This is a genomic window from Chryseobacterium sp. S90, assembly GCF_047444895.1.
In the GTDB taxonomy this organism is placed as follows: Bacteria; Bacteroidota; Bacteroidia; order Flavobacteriales; family Weeksellaceae; genus Chryseobacterium.
Window position 1 is genome coordinate 1500117 of sequence record NZ_JBLGCX010000001.1, and the last position, 21954, is coordinate 1522070.

20 protein-coding genes and 1 tRNA gene are annotated in these 21954 nt (G+C 36.3%); 14 read left to right on the forward strand and 7 right to left on the reverse strand.

Annotated features, from left to right (window positions below; all coding sequences use genetic code 11):
- Window positions 1-3168 carry a M1 family aminopeptidase gene (locus ACLMCG_RS06895; protein ID WP_413959293.1) on the forward strand — a complete coding sequence of 1056 codons (3168 nt, stop codon included), beginning with the start codon at window positions 1-3 and terminating at the stop codon, window positions 3166-3168.
- 133 nt (window positions 3169-3301) lie between these two features.
- On the opposite strand, the gene ACLMCG_RS06900 is transcribed toward ACLMCG_RS06895, so the two are convergent.
- Complete coding sequence (locus tag ACLMCG_RS06900) at window positions 3302-5575, reverse strand: polyribonucleotide nucleotidyltransferase (RefSeq protein WP_413959294.1); 2274 nt, start codon at window positions 5573-5575, stop codon at window positions 3302-3304.
- 441 nt (window positions 5576-6016) lie between these two features.
- Here ACLMCG_RS06900 and ACLMCG_RS06905 point away from each other — a divergent pair, with 441 nt between their 5' ends.
- Both ACLMCG_RS06905 and ACLMCG_RS06910 read left to right on the forward strand, forming a co-directional pair.
- On the forward strand, window positions 6017-7438 hold the full coding sequence (locus ACLMCG_RS06905; protein ID WP_413959295.1) for a sugar MFS transporter: 1422 nt from the start codon (window positions 6017-6019) through the stop codon (window positions 7436-7438).
- 121 nt (window positions 7439-7559) lie between these two features.
- A complete protein-coding gene (locus ACLMCG_RS06910) occupies window positions 7560-7919 on the forward strand; it encodes a DUF4260 domain-containing protein (RefSeq protein WP_223600511.1) in 360 nt (119 codons plus the stop codon).
- A 387-nt stretch (window positions 7920-8306) separates the two neighbouring features.
- On the opposite strand, the gene rpsO is transcribed toward ACLMCG_RS06910, so the two are convergent.
- The gene (gene rpsO / locus ACLMCG_RS06915; RefSeq protein WP_045494446.1) at window positions 8307-8576 is read right to left on the reverse strand and encodes a 30S ribosomal protein S15; all 270 of its coding nucleotides are present in this window, start codon (window positions 8574-8576) and stop codon (window positions 8307-8309) included.
- 173 nt (window positions 8577-8749) lie between these two features.
- On the opposite strand from rpsO, the gene ACLMCG_RS06920 reads away from it, so the two are divergent.
- From ACLMCG_RS06920 to ACLMCG_RS06950, 7 genes are all read left to right on the forward strand, one after another.
- Window positions 8750-9298 carry a pyruvate decarboxylase gene (locus ACLMCG_RS06920; protein WP_223600512.1) on the forward strand — a complete coding sequence of 183 codons (549 nt, stop codon included), beginning with the start codon at window positions 8750-8752 and terminating at the stop codon, window positions 9296-9298.
- Between the two features lie 329 nt (window positions 9299-9627).
- Window positions 9628-9768 (forward strand): bacteriocin-like protein, encoded by a 141-nt coding sequence (locus ACLMCG_RS06925; RefSeq protein ID WP_223600513.1) that lies wholly within the window; start codon window positions 9628-9630, stop codon window positions 9766-9768.
- A 32-nt stretch (window positions 9769-9800) separates the two neighbouring features.
- Window positions 9801-9947: a bacteriocin-like protein gene (locus ACLMCG_RS06930; protein ID WP_413959296.1), complete on the forward strand. Its 147-nt coding sequence runs from the start codon at window positions 9801-9803 to the stop codon at window positions 9945-9947.
- Between the two features lie 152 nt (window positions 9948-10099).
- Window positions 10100-10249 carry a bacteriocin-like protein gene (locus ACLMCG_RS06935; protein ID WP_156106369.1) on the forward strand — a complete coding sequence of 50 codons (150 nt, stop codon included), beginning with the start codon at window positions 10100-10102 and terminating at the stop codon, window positions 10247-10249.
- A gap of 343 nt (window positions 10250-10592) precedes the next feature.
- Window positions 10593-11915 (forward strand): magnesium transporter, encoded by a 1323-nt coding sequence (mgtE, locus tag ACLMCG_RS06940; protein WP_149388215.1) that lies wholly within the window; start codon window positions 10593-10595, stop codon window positions 11913-11915.
- 26 nt (window positions 11916-11941) lie between these two features.
- Entirely contained in the window at window positions 11942-12682 is a 741-nt protein-coding gene (locus ACLMCG_RS06945; protein ID WP_223600515.1) for an ABC transporter substrate-binding protein, read from the forward strand.
- 43 nt (window positions 12683-12725) lie between these two features.
- On the forward strand, window positions 12726-13193 hold the full coding sequence (locus ACLMCG_RS06950; protein ID WP_413959297.1) for a cupin domain-containing protein: 468 nt from the start codon (window positions 12726-12728) through the stop codon (window positions 13191-13193).
- Between the two features lie 102 nt (window positions 13194-13295).
- Here ACLMCG_RS06950 and ACLMCG_RS06955 read toward each other — a convergent pair whose 3' ends face one another.
- Window positions 13296-13745 carry a GAF domain-containing protein gene (locus tag ACLMCG_RS06955; protein WP_223600517.1) on the reverse strand — a complete coding sequence of 150 codons (450 nt, stop codon included), beginning with the start codon at window positions 13743-13745 and terminating at the stop codon, window positions 13296-13298.
- 13 nt (window positions 13746-13758) lie between these two features.
- Window positions 13759-15186 carry a TonB-dependent receptor gene (locus ACLMCG_RS06960; protein WP_223600518.1) on the reverse strand — a complete coding sequence of 476 codons (1428 nt, stop codon included), beginning with the start codon at window positions 15184-15186 and terminating at the stop codon, window positions 13759-13761.
- 54 nt (window positions 15187-15240) lie between these two features.
- Between ACLMCG_RS06960 and ACLMCG_RS06965 the strand changes: the two genes are divergently transcribed.
- Both ACLMCG_RS06965 and ACLMCG_RS06970 read left to right on the forward strand, forming a co-directional pair.
- Window positions 15241-16008 carry an MBL fold metallo-hydrolase gene (locus ACLMCG_RS06965; protein WP_413959298.1) on the forward strand — a complete coding sequence of 256 codons (768 nt, stop codon included), beginning with the start codon at window positions 15241-15243 and terminating at the stop codon, window positions 16006-16008.
- A gap of 93 nt (window positions 16009-16101) precedes the next feature.
- A tRNA-Leu gene (locus ACLMCG_RS06970) sits at window positions 16102-16181 on the forward strand.
- Window positions 16182-16219: 38 nt separating this feature from the next.
- On the opposite strand, the gene ACLMCG_RS06975 is transcribed toward ACLMCG_RS06970, so the two are convergent.
- Both ACLMCG_RS06975 and ACLMCG_RS06980 read right to left on the reverse strand, forming a co-directional pair.
- A complete protein-coding gene (locus tag ACLMCG_RS06975) occupies window positions 16220-17935 on the reverse strand; it encodes a S41 family peptidase (protein ID WP_413959299.1) in 1716 nt (571 codons plus the stop codon).
- 101 nt (window positions 17936-18036) lie between these two features.
- Window positions 18037-18732 (reverse strand): VIT1/CCC1 transporter family protein, encoded by a 696-nt coding sequence (locus tag ACLMCG_RS06980; protein WP_413959300.1) that lies wholly within the window; start codon window positions 18730-18732, stop codon window positions 18037-18039.
- Window positions 18733-18950: 218 nt separating this feature from the next.
- Between ACLMCG_RS06980 and lgt the strand changes: the two genes are divergently transcribed.
- Entirely contained in the window at window positions 18951-19787 is an 837-nt protein-coding gene (gene lgt / locus ACLMCG_RS06985) for a prolipoprotein diacylglyceryl transferase (RefSeq protein ID WP_413959301.1), read from the forward strand.
- A 78-nt stretch (window positions 19788-19865) separates the two neighbouring features.
- Here the strand turns inward: lgt and ACLMCG_RS06990 are convergent, their stop codons facing one another.
- Window positions 19866-20621, reverse strand: coding sequence for an SDR family oxidoreductase (locus tag ACLMCG_RS06990; RefSeq protein WP_413959302.1), 756 nt, complete (start codon window positions 20619-20621; stop codon window positions 19866-19868).
- A 725-nt stretch (window positions 20622-21346) separates the two neighbouring features.
- Here ACLMCG_RS06990 and ACLMCG_RS06995 point away from each other — a divergent pair.
- Window positions 21347-21769: a cold shock domain-containing protein gene (locus ACLMCG_RS06995; protein WP_047420468.1), complete on the forward strand. Its 423-nt coding sequence runs from the start codon at window positions 21347-21349 to the stop codon at window positions 21767-21769.
- Window positions 21770-21954 lie beyond the last annotated feature (185 nt).

Sequence of the window (21954 nt, forward strand, 5' to 3'; positions counted from 1 at the left end):
ATGAACACTATATTTTTATTTGAAGCCGGACGCTCTTCCAAGCACTGGCTCACCTATCTTGTGGCCTTACTTCTGATAGCTCTCGGTATTTTTTGCGGAAGCCAGTTCAATCTTTCAGTAGGAGAAGGAATTTATTTAAACTCACCCTATACCATCGGTTTTATGACCGGAATGCTGAGTCTTGCCGTTATTTTTTTCGCTACTGTATATGCTTTACAGCTCTTGTTTAAAGATCAGGATTCAAAATTTGGCCATATCCTGTTTTCATTTCCGATTTCAAAATCTACTTATCTGAAAGGAAAATTCATTGCTTATTTTCTTCAGACATTTGTAAGCTTTTCTTTTCTGATGATCGGATTTCTCATAGGACAAATCATGCGTACCGGAAGTGAAATGCAGGAAAGCTTTACCATTATCCATTACCTCTATCCTTTATTGATCTTTGGCCTTATCAACAGTTTATTTATCTGCAGTTTTCTGTTTCTCATTTCATTTATTGTCAGGAAAAAACTGTTAGTTGTAGTGGGCGGGTTGCTTTTGTACGTCTTTTATATGGTTATTTTATTATTTTCCAATTCACCTTTTATGGCTGGAAGCTTGCCTCAGTCTCTGGAAACACAGCGGTTTTCAGCTTTGATTGATCCTTTTGGACTGTCTGCTTATTTCATGCAGGCCCGTGATCTTAGTTCTCATCAGAAAAATATTCAGATGGTTCCTTTTACGGGGTATCTGTTGTTCAACAGAATCTTATTTATCCTAATATCAGTTGGATTTCTTTTTCTCTCACTCAGATTATTTTCATTCTCCAATTTATCAGGAAAGAAAGTAAAAGCATCAGGAATTATTCAGCCATTATCGGAAACGAACAGATCAGAATATTCAACTGTTTCAGCTAATTTTGGTGGGCTCTCTTCTTTTCAGGCTGTATTTTCTTTTGTGAAAACTGATCTTACTTATCTGTTCAAAAGTATTGCTGTTCCTGCAGTTTCTATCCTTCTATTATTTTGTGTCGGCATGGAAATGTATGCCGAGATTGAAAAAGGGATTCGTCTTCCCCAGAAATATGCGGGCTCGGGACTTATGGCAACAACTATTTCAGAGAATTTTCATCTGCTTGGTCTCCTTATTTCAGTATATTTTCTGAATGATATTTTCTGGAGAAGCCGAACTTCCGGATTTTTTCTGATTGAAAACAGTACTTATTTCTCAAAAAACAAATTAACAGGACATTTTATCTCCATCTGCCTTCTGTTGTTTTTCTTTACTGGAATTTTAATTGCCCAGGGAATCGTTTTCCAGGCCGCTTATCAGTATTTTCACATCGACTGGAAGGCGTATCTCGGTGTTTTCCTTTTCAACACTTTCCCTCTGATGCTGTTTTCCGGATTGATCCTTTTGATTAATGACAGAATTCCTAATAAATTCATTGCACTCGGAGTTTCCATTCTCGCAGTTTTTGTATTGTCCGGTCCTGTTTCCGGGAAAATCATCTCCTACCCTCTTTTCAGAATATTTTCTGATTTTAAAGGTACTTACAGTGATTTTAACGGCTATGGAATCTATGAAAAAGCATTTGCCCAAAGACTTCTGTTTGGAACAGCTATCATCTGTACTTTATGGATGTTTAATCATTTAATCAGGAGTAAAAAAATATCTGTTGTCTCTTCCATTTTAAGTATTCTTCTTCTGATTTCAGGAATCTTTGCCGGAATATTTTTTATGAAAGGATATATTCCTGACAATGAAGACCAAAACCTCTTAAGCTCAGCAGAATATGAAAAAAATCTCAGGAAATATGAAAATCTTCCACAGCCTGATATTACTGATGTTACCACAGAAATTAAGCTGTATCCTTCAGAAAATGCCTATCAGATTGTAGGAAAATACACCCTAACCAATCAAACTGATCAGCCCATCAACAAAATACTCGTCAATTTTAATGAGGATTTAAAGCTTGAATCTGCTGCATTGACATCAGGCCCCGAAACAATGAACATTGATAAAAACACTACAGAAATTGTATTAAAACAGGCTATTCTTCCAGGTAAAACAGCTTTTCTGAATTTCAATCTGTCTTATCAATGGTTTGCTGTGAATCGTCATCAGTCTTTTAATGCTATTATTGAAGATGGATCTTTTATGAGGATCAGCAGATATTATCCCACCATTGGATATCAAAAGGATTATGAAATTCAGGATGAAAAGCAACGCAGCCAGTTCAAATTGGGAAAACTTACGGAACTGAAGAAACCGGAAGCTCCTGAAGTGGTAAAAAAGGATTTTATTAATCTCAACATGACTGTTTCTACTGAAGGGAACCAAACAGCCATAGGCACAGGAGATCTGGTAAAGAAATGGACAAAATCAGGGCGTAATTATTTTGAGTATAAAGCAGGTCAAATCCCCTTTCGTTTTGCCGTTTCTTCAGCTAACTATGAAATAAAAAGTGAGCATTATAAAGGAATTACCATCAATATCTTTTATCATCAAAAACATTTTGAAAATGCAGATCATCTTCTGGAAAATGCGAAGTTTACTTTAGAGTACTGTCAGCAGAATTTTGGGAAATATCCTTTTAGAACCATCAATTTTGCAGAGATTTCTTCTTTTACCAGAGGTTTTGCCGCAACAGCCTATCCTTCCGCCGTCTTTATGCCTGAAGATATGATTTTCCATGCTAATATACAGGCAGACAAGAAACAGGATGTCATCAATGAACTTGCAGGACATGAACTTTCACATCTCTGGTGGGGAAACAGCCAGATCAATCCTGACGACAGAGAAGGGGCTTTAATGCTTACCGAAACACTGGCTATGTATACGGAAATGATGCTTTATAAGAAAATGCACGGCAAAGAAAAAATGATGGAAAGAATCAAAGTGCATGAGCAGATCTATGACAATGAAAAAGGATTGTCTGAAAATGTTCCCATCTATAGAGCTACGGGTGATGCTCCTCATATTTCTTATTCCAAAGGCGCTGCAGCCATGGTAGAATTGAGTAATTTAATTGGTGAGGAGAATGTCAATACAGCCTTAAAAAGCTTTCTGAACAGTAATCAATATCCTAAGAAACCCTCTTCACCGGATCTGATTAATGAGTTTTATAAGGTAACATCAGATCCTTCAGTCATAAAACAGATCGACAGATTATTTAAAACCATTTAAAATTTGAGTTTTACCCTATGATTCCCAACGTAAAAAATTGGAATAGATTGGTTCACCTTTGGTTCACAATAAAGATATAAAAAGCAAAAATCCCTCAAATTGAGGGATTTTTTATGTTTAAGAATGAATCTTATTAAGCTTCGTTAGAAGGAGTCTGGTTTTCTACTGGCTTTTCGCTTTGTGGCTTTTCAGCTTGTGGCTTCTGTCCTTCAGGTCTTCTTTGTCCCTCTGGTCTTCTTTGCCCTTCCGGTCTTCCCTGTCCTTCTGGTCTACCTTGTCCTTCCGGTCTTGGAGGTCTTGGTAAAAGAACTTTTCTTGAAAGCTTCATTTTCTTACGGTCATCATAACCCATGAACTTCACTTCTACTTCATCACCTTCTGCATAAGGAACTTTGTCCAGACGAGCCCATTCAATTTCAGAAATGTGAAGAAGTCCTTCTGTACCTTTAGCAATTGCTACAAATGCACCAAAGTCCATTACTTTCACTACTTTACCTTTGTAAACTTCACCTACAACCGGTACGAAAGTAATTTCATTGATCTTAGCAACCGCAGCATTGATTTTCTCTCTGTCTGTTCCTGCAATCTCGATACGTCCGATTTCTCCGATTTCTTCGATAGCAATAACAGTATCGGTATCTTTCTGCATCTGCTGAATGATTTTTCCTCCAGGTCCTATTACAGCTCCAATGAAGTCTTTAGCGATTTCCATTACTACCATTTTCGGAGCGTGAGGCTTCACGTCTGCTCTTGGTTCAGAAATTGTTTCAGTGATTTTATTTAAGATGTGTAATCTTCCGTCTCTGGCCTGCATCAAAGCTTTTTCCATGATATCCATAGAAAGTCCCTGGATTTTGATATCCATCTGACAAGCAGTGATACCGTCTGCAGTACCTGTTACTTTAAAGTCCATATCTCCAAGGTGATCTTCATCTCCTAAGATATCAGAAAGTACCGTGAATTTACCTGATTTTGCATCTGTGATCAATCCCATTGCAATACCGGAAACAGGTTTTGTAATCTGTACCCCGGCATCCATTAGTGCCAATGTTCCTGCACAAACTGTTGCCATTGAAGATGAACCGTTGGATTCCAGGATATCAGAAACAATTCTGATCGTATATGGATTTTCTTCAGGAATTACAGCCTGCAATGCTCTCTGAGCAAGGTTACCGTGTCCTACTTCTCTTCTTGAAGTCCCTCTTAAAGGTCTTGCTTCACCTGTAGAGAAAGGAGGGAAGTTATAATGTAAGAAGAATTTTTCGTCGTGCTGCGTGATTACGCTGTCTACCATGTTGGCATCTTTCACAGAACCTAAAGTTACTGCTGTTAAAGACTGAGTTTCACCTCTTGTAAACACTGCAGAACCGTGAGCTCCCGGAAGGTAATCAATTTCTGACCAGATTGGACGGATCGTTTGAGGATCACGACCATCAAGACGGATATTGTCTTCAAGAATCATCTGACGCATTGCTTCTTTTTCTACATCATGATAATATACTTTTACGAAAGGTGTTACTCTTTCCAATTCTTCTTCATTATCAGCATATTGAGCAAGGAATTCTTCACGAACTGCTTTGAATTTCTCTCCTCTCTCCTCTTTTCCAGATGGAGTTCTTGCTACTTCATATACTTTATCGTAAGTTTCTTTCCACACTTTTTCACGAATTTCTTCGTCATGAGTTTCATGAGAATATTCTCTCTTAGGGAAAGCTTTTCCTACTTTTTCTGCTAATCTCTCCTGAGCTTCAATTTGCTTTTTAATTTCAGCATGACCAAAATTAATAGCTTCTAACATTTCCTGCTCAGAAATTTCTTTCATTTCACCTTCTACCATTACGATGGAATCTTTAGTAGCTCCAACCATGATGTCTAGCTCAGAATTTTTCAATTCTTCATAGCTTGGGTTGATAGAAAGTACTCCGTCAAATCTTACAACTCTTACTTCAGACATTGGTCCGTTGAAAGGGATATCAGTAATAGCAATAGCTGCAGAAGCCGCCAAACCTGCTAAATCATCAGGAATTGTTTTTCCGTCATAAGAAATTAATGAAATCATCACCTGAACTTCAGCATGGAAATCTTCAGGAAAAAGCGGACGTAAAACTCTGTCCACCAAACGCATTGTTAAAATTTCCTGATCAGAAGGTCTTGCTTCTCTACGGAAGAAGTTTCCAGGAATTCTTCCACCTGCATAGAATTTTTCTCTGTAATCAACTGTTAATGGTAAAAAATCTACACCAGGATTTGCTTCTTTATTGGCTACAACAGTTGCTAAAAGCATTGTTCCACCCATTTTTACTACCACAGACCCGTCAGCCTGCTTGGCCAATTTCCCTGTTTCGATAGTGATTTCTCTGCCATCAGCAAGAGTAATCATTTCTGTAAACGCTTGAGGTATACTCATAAATTTGTCTTCTTAATACTCCGTATTGAGTATGAATTAATATTTAAACTCTTTAAATTTCGTGTGCAAAGGTACTATATAATAATGAAATATTAAATTTTTCACTTGCATAAATAGGCTGTCAAAATACAAAAAATTGGCTATCAGTTGATGAAAGATTCAAAAATTTATAGCTGTAATCTCAACTTATTCGTTATTTGTGAAAACAAAAATGCGTTTTTCTGAAGATAATGCATTGAAAAATGCTGGTGTTTTTGTATTATTGTCTCAAAAAATGAAAATAACATTCTGAATTGAAAAGAAGTATACATTTCATTATAAAAACCATTAAAATTATTGCAAAAACATAGGTTGATCCCTATATTTGCCTTACTTCACAAAATGCAATGCTGTGGGCAAAAAAAGTTAAGGACTTATCCTTATACAGATAAATAAATGTTTATGATTAATAAAGAAGTACAATCGCAAAGCAGGAATTATACGGTTCCGTTGATTACCATCACCCTGCTGTTTTTTATGTGGGGATTCATCACCTGTATGAATGATATCCTGATCCCCTATCTAAAGCAACTTTTCAATCTTACCTTTTTTGAATCCATGCTGGTACAGTTCTGCTTCTTCGGGGCTTACTTCATCGGATCGCTGATTTATTTCCTTGTCTCTATTACAAAAGGAGATCCTATCAATAAATTAGGCTATAAAAAAGGAATCCTGTTCGGAATTTTTCTCGCAGCTTTTGGCTGTGTCCTGTTTTATCCCGCAGCTACGTTTTCGTATTATCCGTTGTTTTTAGGAGCCTTATTTATTTTAGGATTAGGCTTTACGGTATTGCAGATTACTGCCAATGCATACGTTTCGTTACTGGGAAGTGAAGAATCTGCTTCCAGCCGACTGAATATGACACAGGCGTTCAATGCATTCGGAACTACGATTGCTCCTGTGCTTGGAGGTCACCTTATTTTTGAATTTTTCTCATCTCCGGATGGATCATTCAGTGCGGTAGCAACGAGAATTCCGTATCTTATTTTCGCGGGTATTCTCCTGTTGGTAGCTCTATTAATTTCCAGAGTTAAACTTCCATCATTCCAGATGGGTGAAGAAGAAGTAGTAAAAGGCTGGGGAGCGCTTGAGTTCAGCCATCTTAAATTCGGGGTATTTGCTATGTTCTGCTATGTGGGTGGAGAAGTAGCAGTGGGAAGTTTCATCATCAGTTTCCTGGAACAGCCTCAAATTATGGGTTTCAATGAAATCATCAGTAAAAATTACCTTTCCTTGTATTGGGGCGGTGCCATGATCGGCCGTTTTCTTGGAGCTATCTCTTTGAACCAATCTTTAAGCCAGAGTAAAAAGGCCGTTTATATGCTTGGGGCAGCAGGAGCTGTTTTTCTTGTCATCTTCAGCATTGTAAATCTTACGTTCGCTCAGATCAGCTTTTTCCTTGTATTTATCGTTCTGAATTTTATTGCCTTTTTCATTGGTAAAGCGGCTCCGGCAAGAACGTTATCAATCTTTGCAGCGATCAATGTCGTATTATTGATTTCAGCCATGGTCAATCATGGAGAACTGGCTATGTACAGCATTTTAGGAATCGGAATTTTCAACTCTATCATGTTCTCTAATATTTATACACTGGCTATTTCAGGATTGGGTAAATATACCAGTCAGGGGTCTTCCTTAGTGGTAATGGCTATTTTAGGAGGTGCTATTGTTCCTATTTTCCAGGGATATCTTGCAGATCAGTTTGGAGTACAGCATTCATTCATTATTCCTGTATTCTGTTATCTGGTTATTCTGATCTTCGGCGCTTACTGTACCAAATATCTTGGCCATGTGGAAACCACTGAAGCCAAATCAGGGCATTAAAAATCAATCATATCAAAATGTATAAGCGGAATATCTCAAAGGTGTTCCGCTTTTTTTCGATCTTAAAATGTAACTTTCTACCATAAAAAAGAACTTATCTAATAATTAACACCAAATTATTATGAAAATACAATTAAAGCTTGAATACGCAGCATTTCTGTTGTTAGGGATCTATGCTTTTGCCCAAACGGGATATTCATGGTGGTGGTTTGCCGGACTATTCCTTGCGCCGGACATTTCAATGCTGGGGTATACGGTGAATACAAAGGTTGGAGCATTTTTCTATAATCTATTCCATCACTTTGGAGTAGCTGTGATTGTTTATTTTGCCGGAACAGCTTTATCTCTGCCCTATTTGCAGATGATAGGAGCAATTTTATTTTCTCACTCAGCTTTTGACAGAATTCTGGGCTATGGATTGAAATATCCGGATAGTTTTCAGAATACGCATTTGGGTAAGATTGGAAAGAAGGCTGAATAGGTATGTTGTAAACCACCCCGTCAAAAATTCAAAGAATTTTTGCCACCCCTCAAAGGGAGGGGAATTTTCACTCCTTCGGTTGATATTTTTGTCAGGATTGAATTTCTGTTGATGCTTTTCTTGTTGGATTAATGTGTCTGAATTCCTATGGAATGACACAATTGTGATGATGGTCTATCCATGCAGTTTGTCATTCCGTAGGAATCTAAATATCCTTTTATTATAACATGAAAATCAAAGACTTTAAGGAACTTAAGTATTCTTCTCAACCATTTAGTAATTTCTTAAAAAACTTTTGTGGCTTTTGCGGTTAAAAATCCCTTGTTATGTAAAAACAAAAAAGCAACCTCTTTCGAAGTTGCTTTTTATTTTGAAAATCTTTATAGATTATTTTCTTAAACCTAATGCAGCAATAATAGCTCTGTATCTTGCGATATCTTTCTTTTTAAGGTAATCTAATAAACTTTTTCTCTTACCTACCAATTTCACTAGAGATCTCTCTGTGTTGAAATCGTGACGGTTAGCCTTCAGGTGTTGAGATAAGTGGTTGATTCTGAAAGTGAAAAGAGCGATTTGTCCTTCTGCGCTTCCTGTGTCCTGTGCAGATTTTCCATGTTGTGCGAAAATTTCCTGCTTTTTGTCTGTTGTTAAGTACATTCCAATATTGTTTAATGATTATTATGTAACGGGTGCAAAATTACGACTATTTTTTGATTCTGCAAACATTATTGATTTCATAAATCAAATTTGATAGAAAAAAATGTTAAAAATTTCTTAATAAATTTTATGCAATCCAACGAAAAGGCAGTAATTTTGCATTCGAATTACAAATGAAAAAAATTATATTCTTTACAGCAATTACTACTTTTTTATTCATCAGCTTTACTTCGGTAAAAGCCCAGAAAACTGCTGATGACAAAATAAAAAAAGTTCTGTACTTCAATCCTGAAGTAGAGCCTGATGTTGATGAGATAAAAGATCCCACCAACAATGCGTTCTTTGACGCTGTTTCCGATAATTTCAGCAACAGAAAAAATAAAATGCTTCGTGCAGAAGTTCAGGTTCCGTTTGACAGCATAGATAAGCAGACTATCGTAGATTACTGTCTCAATAATGATGCAGATTTTGCGATTGTTTCCAAAGTGAGATATTTCAAAGTTGGGTTTGGAAAATATGTTTTCTCCAATCAGGTGGTTGTGAGCATGAAACTTTTTGGTTCTGACGGAAATCTTGTCACGGAAACGGACTATGATACCTACCGAAAAAATATGCGTCTGCTGGGTTCAACAGTCAATTCCATTAAAATTGGAACCGAAGGAGCGATAAAGGGAATCATCAAAAAACTGAGAAAGCTGAAGCCAACGGAAGCAGAGCTTTGAGTTTAAAGTTTAAAGTTTAAAGTTAGAATATAAGACCTTTGACATCAATGGTCAATTTTGCTTCGCAAGTCAATCGTGAATTTTTATTCCGCTGTTCAATTAGCTATACCAGAAAAATTCATCATTCATCATTCATAATTCATAATTCATAATTCATAATTTTTACAAAGTATTTTCTTGTTAAATAAAGCACTTATTCGCACTTCTGGGATAGGTACTTTCAGTTTAAATACATCATAAATAACTGATTAACAATTAAATATTTTCACCAAATAAGGATTTATTAAATATTTTTTACTATTTTAGTCTGACATTAAAACCAAAATATCATGAAAAATCTAAAGAAACTCAGCAGAGAAAAAGCAAAACAAGTTAATGGAGGATCCATGGAACGATGCAGCGAAACCAATCCTTGTAGTGTTGGATGGTGCTGCTTCGGAATCTGTTCACCCTTCATTTGTATCGAATAAAAAATAAACTAACTCACATAAAATCAAATCTCATGAAAAATCTAAAAAAACTCAGCAGACAAGTTCAAAAGGAAATCAAAGGCGGCGGACCTTTCAAAAGATGTACAGAACATTATGAATGTCCGGGCGGATCATGTTGTCATAACATCTGTGTTGTGGATCCATGTCCCCTGGAATAATATATGATCATTACGGACACCTGCAATTGTAGGTGTTTTTTATTTAAAACTTAAATAAAATATTGATTTATAATAAAATATTTTCACCACCAAATGAATAATATGAAAATATTTATTATTTTAGTCTAACATTAAATCTAAACTATAACTATATGAAAAATCTAAAAAAACTTAGCAGAGAGGCTGCGAAACAAATTAATGGCGGTATAGGGCCGTTCAGATGCAGTATAACAAGACCATGTTCTGTGGGATATTGCTGCAATGGAGAATGTCTTGATCATGACTGTATGATAGAGCCTTAATCTTAAATATTGATCACCATGAAAAATTCAAATCTTAAGAAGCTGAACAGGCTGGAGCAGAAAAATATTAAAGGAAGCGGAATAAAAAAGTGTGGGGACAACTCAGATTGTGGACCATACCAGTGCTGTACAAATGCTGTTTGTACGTACATCCCTACCTCGGAATGTGAACCAATTTAAAGAATATTGGAATTTAAATTTAATTTTTGAACATCTGCTTCGGCGGGTGTTTTTTTTGCCCTTATACTGAAGTGATAAACTTTAATTAATCCTTAATTTTGCCACTTTATTGCTCAGTCTTAAAAATTTGAATTATTTTTGCATATCCAAAAAATTTCACGTTTTGAATTCTAGAGACGAACTTATCTTCAACCCTGCCGATATTGCCGAAACTCTCAGCGAACTTCCTGCTGATGAGAGGCTGCTCGCGTTTCTGAAGGTTCCGAAAGAATACAAAGCAGAGGTTTTTTCACATCTTGATCCTGATTTCCAGGAAGATACAATCAGAAGTATCGGAAGCGATGAAGTTTCTGAAATTCTGAATGCCATGACTCCGGATGACAGGACTGCTCTTTTCGAGGATTTCCCGGATGAGCTTATTAAATATTCTATTAATCATCTTAATCCTCAGGAAAGAAGAATTGCTTTAAAACTTCTTGGGTACAACTCAGACTCTATTGCCCGTCTGATGACTCCTTATTATATTCAGATCCGTAAGGAATGGACGGTAAAGAGATGTCTTCAACAGATCAAAAAGGTAGGAAAAAGAGTGGAAACCATGAACTACCTGTATGTGGTGGATGAAAGAAACCGTCTGATTGATGACCTTGCTATCGGAACTTTACTGTTGGAAGAGGAAGATACTTTGGTTTCTGATATCACAGATAATCACTTTGTAGCGATTACCACCACGACTTCCAAAGAGGATGCGGTAACGTATTTCGAAAAATATGACCGTGGCGCTCTTCCAATTATTACGGAAGCTGGTGTTTTGGTTGGTATTGTAACGATAGATGACATCCTGGATCAAATTGAACAGCAAAACACGGAAGATATCCAGAAATTTGGGGGATTGGAAGCGTTAGACCTTCCCTACATCCAAACTTCATGGACTGAAATGATCAAAAAAAGGGCAACCTGGCTGATTATTTTATTCGTTTCGGAAATGCTGACTGCTTCTGCAATGGGGTATTTTGATAAAGAAATTGAAAAAGCGGTTGTTCTTGCCTTGTTTGTTCCGCTGATTATTTCCAGTGGAGGAAATTCCGGATCGCAGGCTGCTACGTTGATTATCCGTGCGATGGCACTGCAGGAAATCAGCCTGAAAGACTGGTGGTATGTCATGAAAAAGGAAATTATCTCCGGATTATGTCTTGGCGCTATTCTGGGAGTTATTGGATTTATAAGAATCATGCTTTGGCAGCAGATTGGGCTTTTTGATTATGGCCAATATTGGGTTTATGTTGGGCTGAGTGTTTCCGTTTCCCTGATTGCCATTGTGTTGTGGGGAACATTATCCGGATCTATGATTCCATTTGTTTTAAAGAAATTAAACCTTGACCCTGCCACTTCTTCTGCTCCGTTTGTAGCAACATTGGTGGATGTGACGGGGCTTATTATCTATTTTAGCGTAGCCGGGGCTTTCTTAACCGGAAAACTTTTGTAATTTTAGGCATCATCTAACATGCCAATATGAAAATCGTTTCACTTGTACCCTCTATTACCGAGGCTTTATTTGACCTTGGACTCACCGAAAATGAAGTTATCGGGAGAACAAAATTCTGCATTCATCCTCAGGATAAAATAAAAAATGTAGCAGTAATCGGTGGGACCAAAAATATCAATATTGATAAAATAAAAGCGCTACAGCCGGATCTTATTCTTGCCAATAAGGAAGAGAATGTAAAAGATCAGGTAGAAGCCCTGATGGGTGATTTTAAAGTAACCGTAACCAATGTTGAAACGATTGAAGACAATTATTATCTGCTTAAAAATCTCGGGAAACTTTTGGGAAAGGAAGAAAGAGCCCAACTTTTCAATCTTAAAATATATGAAATCCTGAATCAGGCCAAGCTGGAAACTCCTGTGAAAGCAGCTTATCTCATTTGGAACAATCCTTATATGACGATTGGATCAGATACATTTATCCATAGAATTTTATCAGAAATTGGTTTTGAGAATATCTTCAAAGATAAAACACGCTATCCTCAGATTACTGCTGAAGATCTTGCGGATGCGGACGTTATCATGCTGTCCTCTGAGCCGTTTCCGTTTAAAGAAAAACATATTGAGGAACTGCAGGCTTTTTACCCTGATAAAAAGATTATGATTGTAGATGGCGAAGCATTTTCCTGGTATGGAACTCATATTGCGAAATGTGAGAATTATTTTAAAGAATTGCTGGCTGAGATTCATCTGATGCAGCAAAGCTGATTTTTTGACCAACTTTAAACTCTAAACATTAAACTAAACTTACATGTCTGATACAGTTATATTATCTGAAGGAGCAGAATTTGATCACGTTATTCAGGAAGTTTCAAAATACATCAATCTTTATGTAATGGCTTTTGAAAAGAATGAAAGGGCTATCACGCAAATGGATAAACGTGAAAATATGTATGGTGGAAACGGAACTGTATATATGTTACAGATGTTTGATCAGAAAGAATTAGCCAATAATCGTCTGGCGGCGTATATGGTTTTATTGAATAAAGGAGATGAGTCCGGATTTCATACACACAATCAAAGAAATGAGCAGGAACTGTACGTAGTAGTGCATGGAACCGGAGAATATCGTGAAAGAACCGGCGTTGAAGGTCCTATACGAAAGAAAATTCTCAAGAAAGGAGATATTACAGCGATCAGTTCTATAGGGTATCATTCTATCGAAAATACAGGAGATGAACCTTTAATCATGTTTGTCATTACCACTTATAATCCATAAAAAGTAAAGATGGGAATCTCCGGATTATATTTCATTTCAATATTTATAAAAAACTCCGACTATAAAAGCCGGAGTCTATATTGTAATTGCATTGGAGTTCTATTATAAAACCTTAGAAACTTCGTTACAAAGCCATTCTAATAATTCACGGTCTTCATTGGTAAAAGGATCTACCGTATGGGAATCAATATCAATCTGACCGATGTTTTTTCCATCTTTAAAGATAGGAACTACAATTTCGGCTTTTGTATCAATGGAGCAGCTTAGATAATTGCTTTCTTCGTTCACATCAGGAACTACAAATGTTTCATTGGAGACCGCAACCTGTCCGCAAATTCCTTTACCGTAAGGAATAATGGTATGATCTGTTGGTGCTCCTACATAAGGGCCTAAAATCAATTCTTCCTTATCTCCGTTTTTGAAATAGAAACCTGTCCAGTTGAAATAAGAAATTTCCTGATCCAACAAGTGGCAAACTTTTTCAAGTTTTTCTTCTGTATTATGTTTAGGACTTTCAAGAATTGAGGAAAGTCTTTTCTTTAATTCTGACATTGTATATATTTTTTTAAGAGAATTGTTTTAGGGAAAGTTCTTCTTTATATCCGAACATTCCACGCTCTTTAATCATTTCTGCTACGCCTTCCGGAACCTGAGTTTCCCAGCCTTTAACACAACATGCAATTTTTCTCAAAATTTCTCTCGAGTAGATTTCCAAAAACTCCGGATTATAGTTCGTAATATCTACAATACGATTGTTATGTTTGAAATATTTATATAATTCTTTCAGGTTTTCCTCTACTTTCAGGTTTGAAGAATCCAGCAACTGATGTGTTTCGGGATCTTTATAAGGATACAGATATACTCTCATCCCGTTTCTGAAAAACTTCCCGAATGCTTCAAGGATTCCACCGGACATATTTTTGTAATATTTCTCATCAAATACCATCAACAGGTTATTTACTCCCATCGCTACTCCGATATCACCGGTTGTATAAGATGCAAAATAATCGATCAGTCTGTAATATTCAGAGAAATTGGAAATAATAACGGTGTATCCCAGTTTAGCCAGAATATCAACCCTGTCAAGGAAATCTCTTTCGTCAATATCTCCGTCTGCTCTCAGATTGGAAATAGTGATCTCGATAAGGACTTCTGTTTCTTCATGGGTACAGATAGCGTCTTTGAAAAACATATCCATCCCATTTTTAAGCATATCAATGTTTACTTTCGTTACCGGTCTGAAACTTCCCCTTACCGCGAAAATATTTTTCTTGTACAATACATCTGCCGGAAGCATATTACTACCCTGAGAATTGAAAATAACCGCATCGGTCATCCCATTTTTCACCAGCTGAAGTGACATCAGTCTGTTGTCAACATACGCAAAAGCAGGCCCGCTAAAATCAATCATATCAATTTCCAGGTTGTCTTTCGCAACATCATCATACAAAGATTCTACTAAAGTTCTTGGGTTGTCAAAATAATTAAAAGCTCCGAAAATAAGATTTACTCCCAGGTTTCCTAAAGTTTCCTGCTGAAGGGTAGCATCATTTTCTTTGAATTTTACGTGAATCACGATTTCATTGTAATCTTCATTTTCTTTGGTCTGAAAACGAATTCCTACCCAGCCGTGGCCTTTTACAGTCTTATCAAAATTGATGGTTGTTACCGTATTGGCATAAGAAAAGAATTTTCTATCAGGATTATTATCTCTTGAAATTCTCTCTTCAATCAACGCTACTTCATACCGAAGCATTTTGCGAAGCCTGTTTTGGGTAACATACCTGTTTTTTACTTCCTTTCCGTAGATGGCATCACTAAAATCTTTGTCATAAGCAGACATCGCCTTAGCAATCGTACCGGAAGCTCCCCCTGCTCTAAAAAAGTGGCGAACAGTCTCCTGCCCTGCTCCAATTTCTGCGAAAGTACCATAAATAGTAGGATCTAGATTAATTGTTAATGCTTTTTGTTTAGGAGTTAGTTTCTGATACATTAGGACATGAAATTTTTTGTAAATTTACCAAAATTAAACCAACCTCAAAACAAAATGAAGTTGAAATTTTTAGGAACCGGTACTTCTCAAGGTGTACCCGTTATTGGCTGTACATGTGAAGTGTGTACTTCTGAAAATCCCAAAGACAATCGTTTGCGTTCTTCCGTGATGGTGACTACGGAAGAAAATAAAAAAATACTGATCGACTGCGGTCCGGATTTCAGGCAGCAAATGCTTACCAACCACGAACATACCGTAGATATTGCGTTGATAACTCATGAGCATAATGACCACGTAATCGGGCTGGATGATATGCGTCCACTGATTTTTAAGAGCGGAAAAGATGTTCCCCTGTATTGCTATTCAAGGGTTGCTCATGAAATAAAAAACAGATTTCCTTATGCTTTTGCTGATGTAAGATATCCCGGAGCACCTGCTTTTGAACTTCATGAAATTGAAAATAAACCTTTTCATGTACTGGATACGGAAATCACCCCAGTAGAAGTGATTCACTATAAAATTACTGTCTTCGGATACAAATTTAAAAACCTTGCCTACATCACAGATGCCGGATTCATTTCTGAAACGGAAAAGGAGAAACTGAAGAATCTGGATGTTCTGATCTTAAACTGTATCAGGAAATTTGATCCCCATCCTGCCCATTTTATTCTTCCGGACGTCATCAAACTGTTTGAAGAGTTAAAACCGAAGAAATTATTTTTAACACATATCAGTCATCATTTAGGATTGCATAATATTGAAGATAAGCAGCTTCCACCCGGAATACACCTTGCTTACGATGGTTTGGAACTGAGCTTTTAAAAATTTTTCTTCAAAAAGCTTTTGAACATTGAAAAAAGTTCCTATATTTGCACACCAATTTGAAACAAACATTATGTTTGAAGTAAACATCAAGCCCAGGTGGCGGAATTGGTAGACGCGCTGGTCTCAAACACCAGTTCTTAGGAGTACCGGTTCGATCCCGGTCCTGGGTACAAAAAACCTCTGAAAATTTTTCAGAGGTTTTTATTTTTTACAGATTCTTTAAAATTCTTTCAAGCTCCAGATCACGTTTCTGAATAATATCATCATCAGAATATTCAATAAATTCATTAATCCTCACTCCTACCTTTTGGGTTTGAAAACCATCATAATAGAAAATACCATTCCCTGTGAATTCAAGATTGTAGCCACCAGGAAGTTTTATTGTTCTGATATCGCCATCCGCACCAGCTGTTCTTTGGCCAATGGTTTTTGATTGAGGAAAAACATTCTGAAGATTCATGGTGTTCCACTCGCTCATACTAAGAGTTTCAGGATTAACGATCATAAAAACTTTCCCTTTGTAGGGATGAACGTTTTTATTTTTAATATCAGAATAATAAGTCCCAAAATCTTCATAACTGATTGGAATATAAGTTCCGATATTTTTCACATTGGGCTTATAATATTTTCCAAAATGATTCTCTACGGGTGAGAAGTATTTATAGACATAATGAAATACAAATCCTCCCCAATCCGGATATCCGCGCATATCAAAGACGATGGCTTTTTTTGATGAAGCTTCTTTAAAAACAGCATCCATATGAGCATCCAGCTGGTCATCCGGAATATTTTCTGTAAGGCCAAAAACATCATTGATCTTAAAATAGGCAATATCCTTATGAACAATTTTATACTGTTGCTTCAGTAGATTTTTCCTTTGTATGTATTCTGTCACAAGATCCCGTTGCTGTTTGTCTGCAAAATTGACAAACTCAGTATTTACATTGTAGGTTTTGTTATCTTTTGAATTTATTTTTAAATCTTTACGAGGCTGGTCATCTGGCCAAATAAGGTTTCTCTGGTAATCTGACATCAGATACAAAAGTGTTTCAGGATTGGATACAGAAAGCAAACTTTTCTTTTCTTTAATAATCTGAAGAATGCTCTTACCATTGACCTCCATTATTCTATCTCCGACATGTATATTAGCTTTGGAACAGATATCAGGCAAAAGAAGCTGAGTTACCAGAAGATGGTCATTCAATATTACATAATCAAAGGGTGGATAATACGATCTGTGGAAAATTTCATTTTTATAATTCAACTGATCATAAAATCTGAAAGAATGGGTATCTTCCATTGTAGAAACTACTTTTGCCAGAATAATCTCAAAGTCTTTTCTTGAGGTGCAGCGAATAGTTTGGTCTACTAAATCTGAGAAATGAGCTTCGGCATTTTTCTCCATCAGGTATTTATGCGGATACAAATAATCAATTGTTCCCTGCAATTTAGCCAATGCCAGTAAGCGGTTGGCTAACGGCAGGTTTTCATCTTTTTTAAATTCGTTTGTTTTAAAATCAGATATTTTTTCTTTCTGATCAGCTTCAGCAATGAATCTATGACTATAGATATCATTCAGCAATATTTTGTTTTCTGAAGTGACTTTTTTATTTTTCTGATACCATCTGAAGTTTTGATTGGCAGAAAGAACATCTTTCGGGGCATCAATAATAGGAGTACCGGAAAATTTATGATTCAGATTTTGTGATAAAAGGGTAATGATTGCATTTTCATCGGATTTCTCATTTACTTTCCCAATAGTCTCCAAAAACAAACTGTCTGCATCTTTTTTCCCGCCGGCAATATCTGGATGGTAATATTTTAAGAAATTCCAGGTCTTCATATAATAGAGATAATTCTCTTTTTGAGCATGAACTGCTATATGTATTGCAATCACAAAAAACAAAATAAAAATATTCTTCATTTATTTAAATTTGTGATGTAAAATACACTTTTTAAGACAAATAAGATGTAAATAATTTTATAACTTTTCCCCCTCTGGCTCAAACATAAACGTCACAGTCTTTACGTTATATTGACCCCAAAAACATGCCCTACCAATGCTGTAATGCCCATTGCAACAGTTCCCCAGAAACAGATCCTTAATACCGCTACTTTAATACTGGAACCTCCCGCTCTCGCAGAGATTGCACCCAAAAGCATTAAAAATATAATTGAAAATCCGTACTGAAAATATACCATTTCTTTAAGGGGTGCCAAAAGAGAAACGCTAAACGGCAATAAAGCACCCACCGCAAATGAACCGAAAGAAGCCATTGCTGCCTGTAAAGGTTTTGCCTGTGTTATTTCATTAATTCCTAATTCATCACGGGCGTGGGCTCCCAATGCATCATGCTCTGTAAGTTCAATGGCAACCTGCATCGCTGTTTCTTTGGTACAGCCACGTTTTTCATATACTTTGGCCAGTTCTCTAAGTTCTATTTCCGGCATTTCTTCAAGTTCACGTTTTTCACGAAGTAAATCTGCTTTCTCTGTATCTTCCTGTGAACTCACGGAAACATATTCCCCAGCAGCCATAGACATGGCACCTGCAATCATACCTGCCAGTGCCGCAAGAATAATGATATGCCGGTCTGGTTCTGCGGCTGCAACCCCGATGACAATACTTGTAGTGGACAATAACCCGTCATTCGCACCCAATACAGCTGCCCGAAGCCAGCCTACTCTGTTTACATAATGTTTCTCCAACTGATGATGCATAGCTTGTTGTTTTGGTGGTATGCTAAAGTTACCAAATGTTTCATCAAGAATCATTTTAAATTATGTTCATTCTTACCTCAGATAAAGACCTCTTATGATCGGAAACAAAATTCTATCTGATGTATAAAATCAACTCATAGCATTCTGAAAATCAAATTAAAAAACACCGAAATACTTTCATTCGGTCCGGAAATTCCTATTTTCTTATCTTTGCAGGAATGAATTTATTATATATCAATTGGGATGTGAATCCCGAAATCGTCAATATTCTTGGATTTCCTTTAAAATATTACGGACTGCTATTTCTTGCAGGGCTGGTTTTATGTTTAAATATTTTAAAACGTATTTACAAAAAAGAAGGCCTTAGTTCACAGGCTCACGAAGCTTTATTTTCTTATGCTCTTATAGGAATTTTATTAGGTGCCAGACTTGGACACTGTCTTTTTTATGATTTTGATTATTATTCCCAGCATCCACTTGAAATCTTATTACCTATTCAAAAGGGAGTGGACGGAAGTTATCATTTTACAGGATTTGCAGGACTTGCCAGTCATGGTGGTGGTATCGGATTGGTGATTATGCTTCTTATCTATGCGAGAAAATTTTCTATCCCGTTCATGACGGTTTTAGATGCAATAGCGATTGTACTTCCTTTGGGTGGTACTTTTATAAGACTTGCCAATCTGATGAATTCTGAAATCATAGGAGTTCCTACGGATGTTCCATGGGCCTTTATATTCCGTCAGGTAGATAATCTTCCAAGACATCCTGCCCAGCTTTACGAAGCGATATCTTATTTTATTATCTTCCTTTCTGTCTATTTTATTTACAGGAAAAACATATTTAAAATCGGAAGAGGGTTTTATTTCGGAATCAGTATTCTGTTGATCTTCATTATGAGAATTCTGATTGAGTTTATCAAGGTAGACCAGGTAGAATTCGAGCATGGAATGAGTCTGAATATGGGCCAGCTGTTAAGCATTCCTTTTGTTCTTCTCGGTTTATTCTTTATCATCAAAAGTATAATGGAAAAAGGAAAGGTAAAAACCACTTAATTCCTGATTCCTTCTAAAATAAAAACTCACTGAAAGCTGTTTTCAGTGAGTTTCTTTTTTAATGGATGCTCCAATAAATTATCTTGTTGTATATCCTCCGTTAGCAAAGATGGTCTGCCCGGTAATCCACCAGCCTTCTGTTACCAGAAATTCTACCAGCGGGGCGATATCTTTAATATCTGTAAGTCCTCCCAATGCTGATGCTGATTTATGATAAGCAACCGCATCATCCGTTTCCTGTCCATAGAAGAAAGGAGTATCCATTGGGCCAGGTGCTACAGCAGTTACAGAAATCCCTCTTGCTCCGAATTCTTTAGAAGCAGCTCTTGTAAAATGCTCTACGGGTGCTTTTGCTCCTGCATAAGTAGAATACAATCCGGTGTAAGCAGCCAGTAATGACGTGACAATAGTACAGATTTTCCCCTTATCGTTCAGTTTTTTACCAGCTTCCTGTAAAAAGAAGTAAGCCGATTTTGAATTGACATTGAACATGGTATCGTATTCTGCTTCTGTAGTCTCTGAAAATGGTTTTTTCAGTACCATTCCCACCGTATTGATCGCAATATCAATCCCTCCAAAGCGGGAAATCGCTTCATCAAAGAATTTTGTAATATTATCTACTTGGGTAAGGTCTCCCTGGAACAAAAATGCTTCCGCTCCTAATGCCTGTACCTCAGCAAGGGTTTTCTCGCTATCTGCTCTTGAGCTTTCACTGTTGTAATGTATTGCCAGTTTTGCCCCTTTTGCTGCAAAATCTCTACTTAAAAGCCCTCCCAGGTTTTTACCTCCTCCGGCAATTAAAACAACTTTTCCTTTTACATTTTGTGTTGACATCGATTTTATTTTTAAATGTTAATGAGGCAAAGATGGATAATAAAAACAGTCTCAACATGGTGAAGTTTTCGGGAGTTTTATTTAAAAAAAGTATTATTCTGATTCTAATTTTAAATGAAGACAAAAACATTTATATTTTTTTTATATAAACAATGTTTTTTAATAGAATGCTATTTACCAGCCAGATATGACCTGAAACACCCCTATTATATTAAACAAAGCTATATAATTCACTATTACGCATCAATTTTAGGCATAACATTTGATACTTTCACAGCCGTATTATACACCACTTCATTTTTATAATATATTTTTTTATAATCCTCAGTATTCTGAGGATTTTTTTATACACTTATTCTGACTCTCATTATCCTCTTACACTCAGACTATAAAGGTATCCTGACATATCAGCCGTAAAACCATTTCTGATAATCAATCATTTAAAACCGGATAATTCATTTTATTGTTGTATATTTGTACATTAAATAACCAAGTCTATACTTTGTTTTCTGTAACGACCCGAATATTTTTTATTCAGTCTTTGCTTTTTGAGCAGCCATATTTTAAACTTTTATTCTTCTACTAAGAACAATACTTGTCGGAATTTTAAAGCTCTGTATGATTGGGAAAATCTAAAACAGAAAACATAGCCAGGCTTTATAGGGGTCTAAAACAGACCAGATTGAACCAATTAATTTATAGAAACTAAATACTAAAAATAATTTATGGCAGATTCTTTTTCTAAAAAGGAAAATTTCAAGAAAAAAATTCAAAAGCAAAAAGAAAAGGCGCTAAGACGCGAAGAACGTAAAACGAACAACAACAAAGGAGCGGAGGATGTCTTCATGTATGTAGACGAATTCGGAAGATTAACTTCTACTCCACCTGAACAAAGACAGGAAGTAAACCTTGATGATATTCAACTGGGTGCTGCTCCTATTATTGAGGAAGATCCAAGAAAAACAGGAATTGTTACTTTCCTTAGTGAAAAAGGATACGGTTTCATCACTGAAGACAATTCTAAAGAGAATATCTTCTTCCACAACAACAACTGTGTAGAGCCGGTAAAAAAAGGAAACAAAGTATCTTTCGAAAAAGAGAAGTCTCCTAAAGGATTCTCTGCTGTTGAAATTCAGATTGTTAAATAATATGTACTTATAAAATGTTTCTGCGGTACAAGCAGATTCGTTTTAAACCATATACAAAGAGACTGCCCTATTGGGACAGTCTCTTTTTTTGGAACATATAAAAAAAAGTTAACTCAACTTATATAAAGTTAGAATCTAACGCAATATCCCTTAATTATCTCAATTACCATTACGGGAACCCGTAG

What these genes read in the sequence shown, in the direction of transcription:
- ACLMCG_RS06895 (WP_413959293.1), top strand. Translation starts at nt 1, where the DNA reads ATGAACACTATATTTTTATTTGAAGCCGGACGCTCTTCCAAGCACTGG.
- ACLMCG_RS06900 (WP_413959294.1), bottom strand. Translation starts at nt 5,575, where the DNA reads ATGAGTATACCTCAAGCGTTTACAGAAATGATTACTCTTGCTGATGGC.
- ACLMCG_RS06905 (WP_413959295.1), top strand. Translation starts at nt 6,017, where the DNA reads ATGATTAATAAAGAAGTACAATCGCAAAGCAGGAATTATACGGTTCCG.
- ACLMCG_RS06910 (WP_223600511.1), top strand. Translation starts at nt 7,560, where the DNA reads ATGAAAATACAATTAAAGCTTGAATACGCAGCATTTCTGTTGTTAGGG.
- rpsO (WP_045494446.1), bottom strand. Translation starts at nt 8,576, where the DNA reads ATGTACTTAACAACAGACAAAAAGCAGGAAATTTTCGCACAACATGGA.
- ACLMCG_RS06920 (WP_223600512.1), top strand. Translation starts at nt 8,750, where the DNA reads ATGAAAAAAATTATATTCTTTACAGCAATTACTACTTTTTTATTCATC.
- ACLMCG_RS06925 (WP_223600513.1), top strand. Translation starts at nt 9,628, where the DNA reads ATGAAAAATCTAAAGAAACTCAGCAGAGAAAAAGCAAAACAAGTTAAT.
- ACLMCG_RS06930 (WP_413959296.1), top strand. Translation starts at nt 9,801, where the DNA reads ATGAAAAATCTAAAAAAACTCAGCAGACAAGTTCAAAAGGAAATCAAA.
- ACLMCG_RS06935 (WP_156106369.1), top strand. Translation starts at nt 10,100, where the DNA reads ATGAAAAATCTAAAAAAACTTAGCAGAGAGGCTGCGAAACAAATTAAT.
- ACLMCG_RS06945 (WP_223600515.1), top strand. Translation starts at nt 11,942, where the DNA reads ATGAAAATCGTTTCACTTGTACCCTCTATTACCGAGGCTTTATTTGAC.
- ACLMCG_RS06950 (WP_413959297.1), top strand. Translation starts at nt 12,726, where the DNA reads ATGTCTGATACAGTTATATTATCTGAAGGAGCAGAATTTGATCACGTT.
- ACLMCG_RS06955 (WP_223600517.1), bottom strand. Translation starts at nt 13,745, where the DNA reads ATGTCAGAATTAAAGAAAAGACTTTCCTCAATTCTTGAAAGTCCTAAA.
- ACLMCG_RS06960 (WP_223600518.1), bottom strand. Translation starts at nt 15,186, where the DNA reads ATGTATCAGAAACTAACTCCTAAACAAAAAGCATTAACAATTAATCTA.
- ACLMCG_RS06965 (WP_413959298.1), top strand. Translation starts at nt 15,241, where the DNA reads ATGAAGTTGAAATTTTTAGGAACCGGTACTTCTCAAGGTGTACCCGTT.
- ACLMCG_RS06975 (WP_413959299.1), bottom strand. Translation starts at nt 17,935, where the DNA reads ATGAAGAATATTTTTATTTTGTTTTTTGTGATTGCAATACATATAGCA.
- ACLMCG_RS06980 (WP_413959300.1), bottom strand. Translation starts at nt 18,732, where the DNA reads ATGCATCATCAGTTGGAGAAACATTATGTAAACAGAGTAGGCTGGCTT.
- lgt (WP_413959301.1), top strand. Translation starts at nt 18,951, where the DNA reads ATGAATTTATTATATATCAATTGGGATGTGAATCCCGAAATCGTCAAT.
- ACLMCG_RS06990 (WP_413959302.1), bottom strand. Translation starts at nt 20,621, where the DNA reads ATGTCAACACAAAATGTAAAAGGAAAAGTTGTTTTAATTGCCGGAGGA.
- ACLMCG_RS06995 (WP_047420468.1), top strand. Translation starts at nt 21,347, where the DNA reads ATGGCAGATTCTTTTTCTAAAAAGGAAAATTTCAAGAAAAAAATTCAA.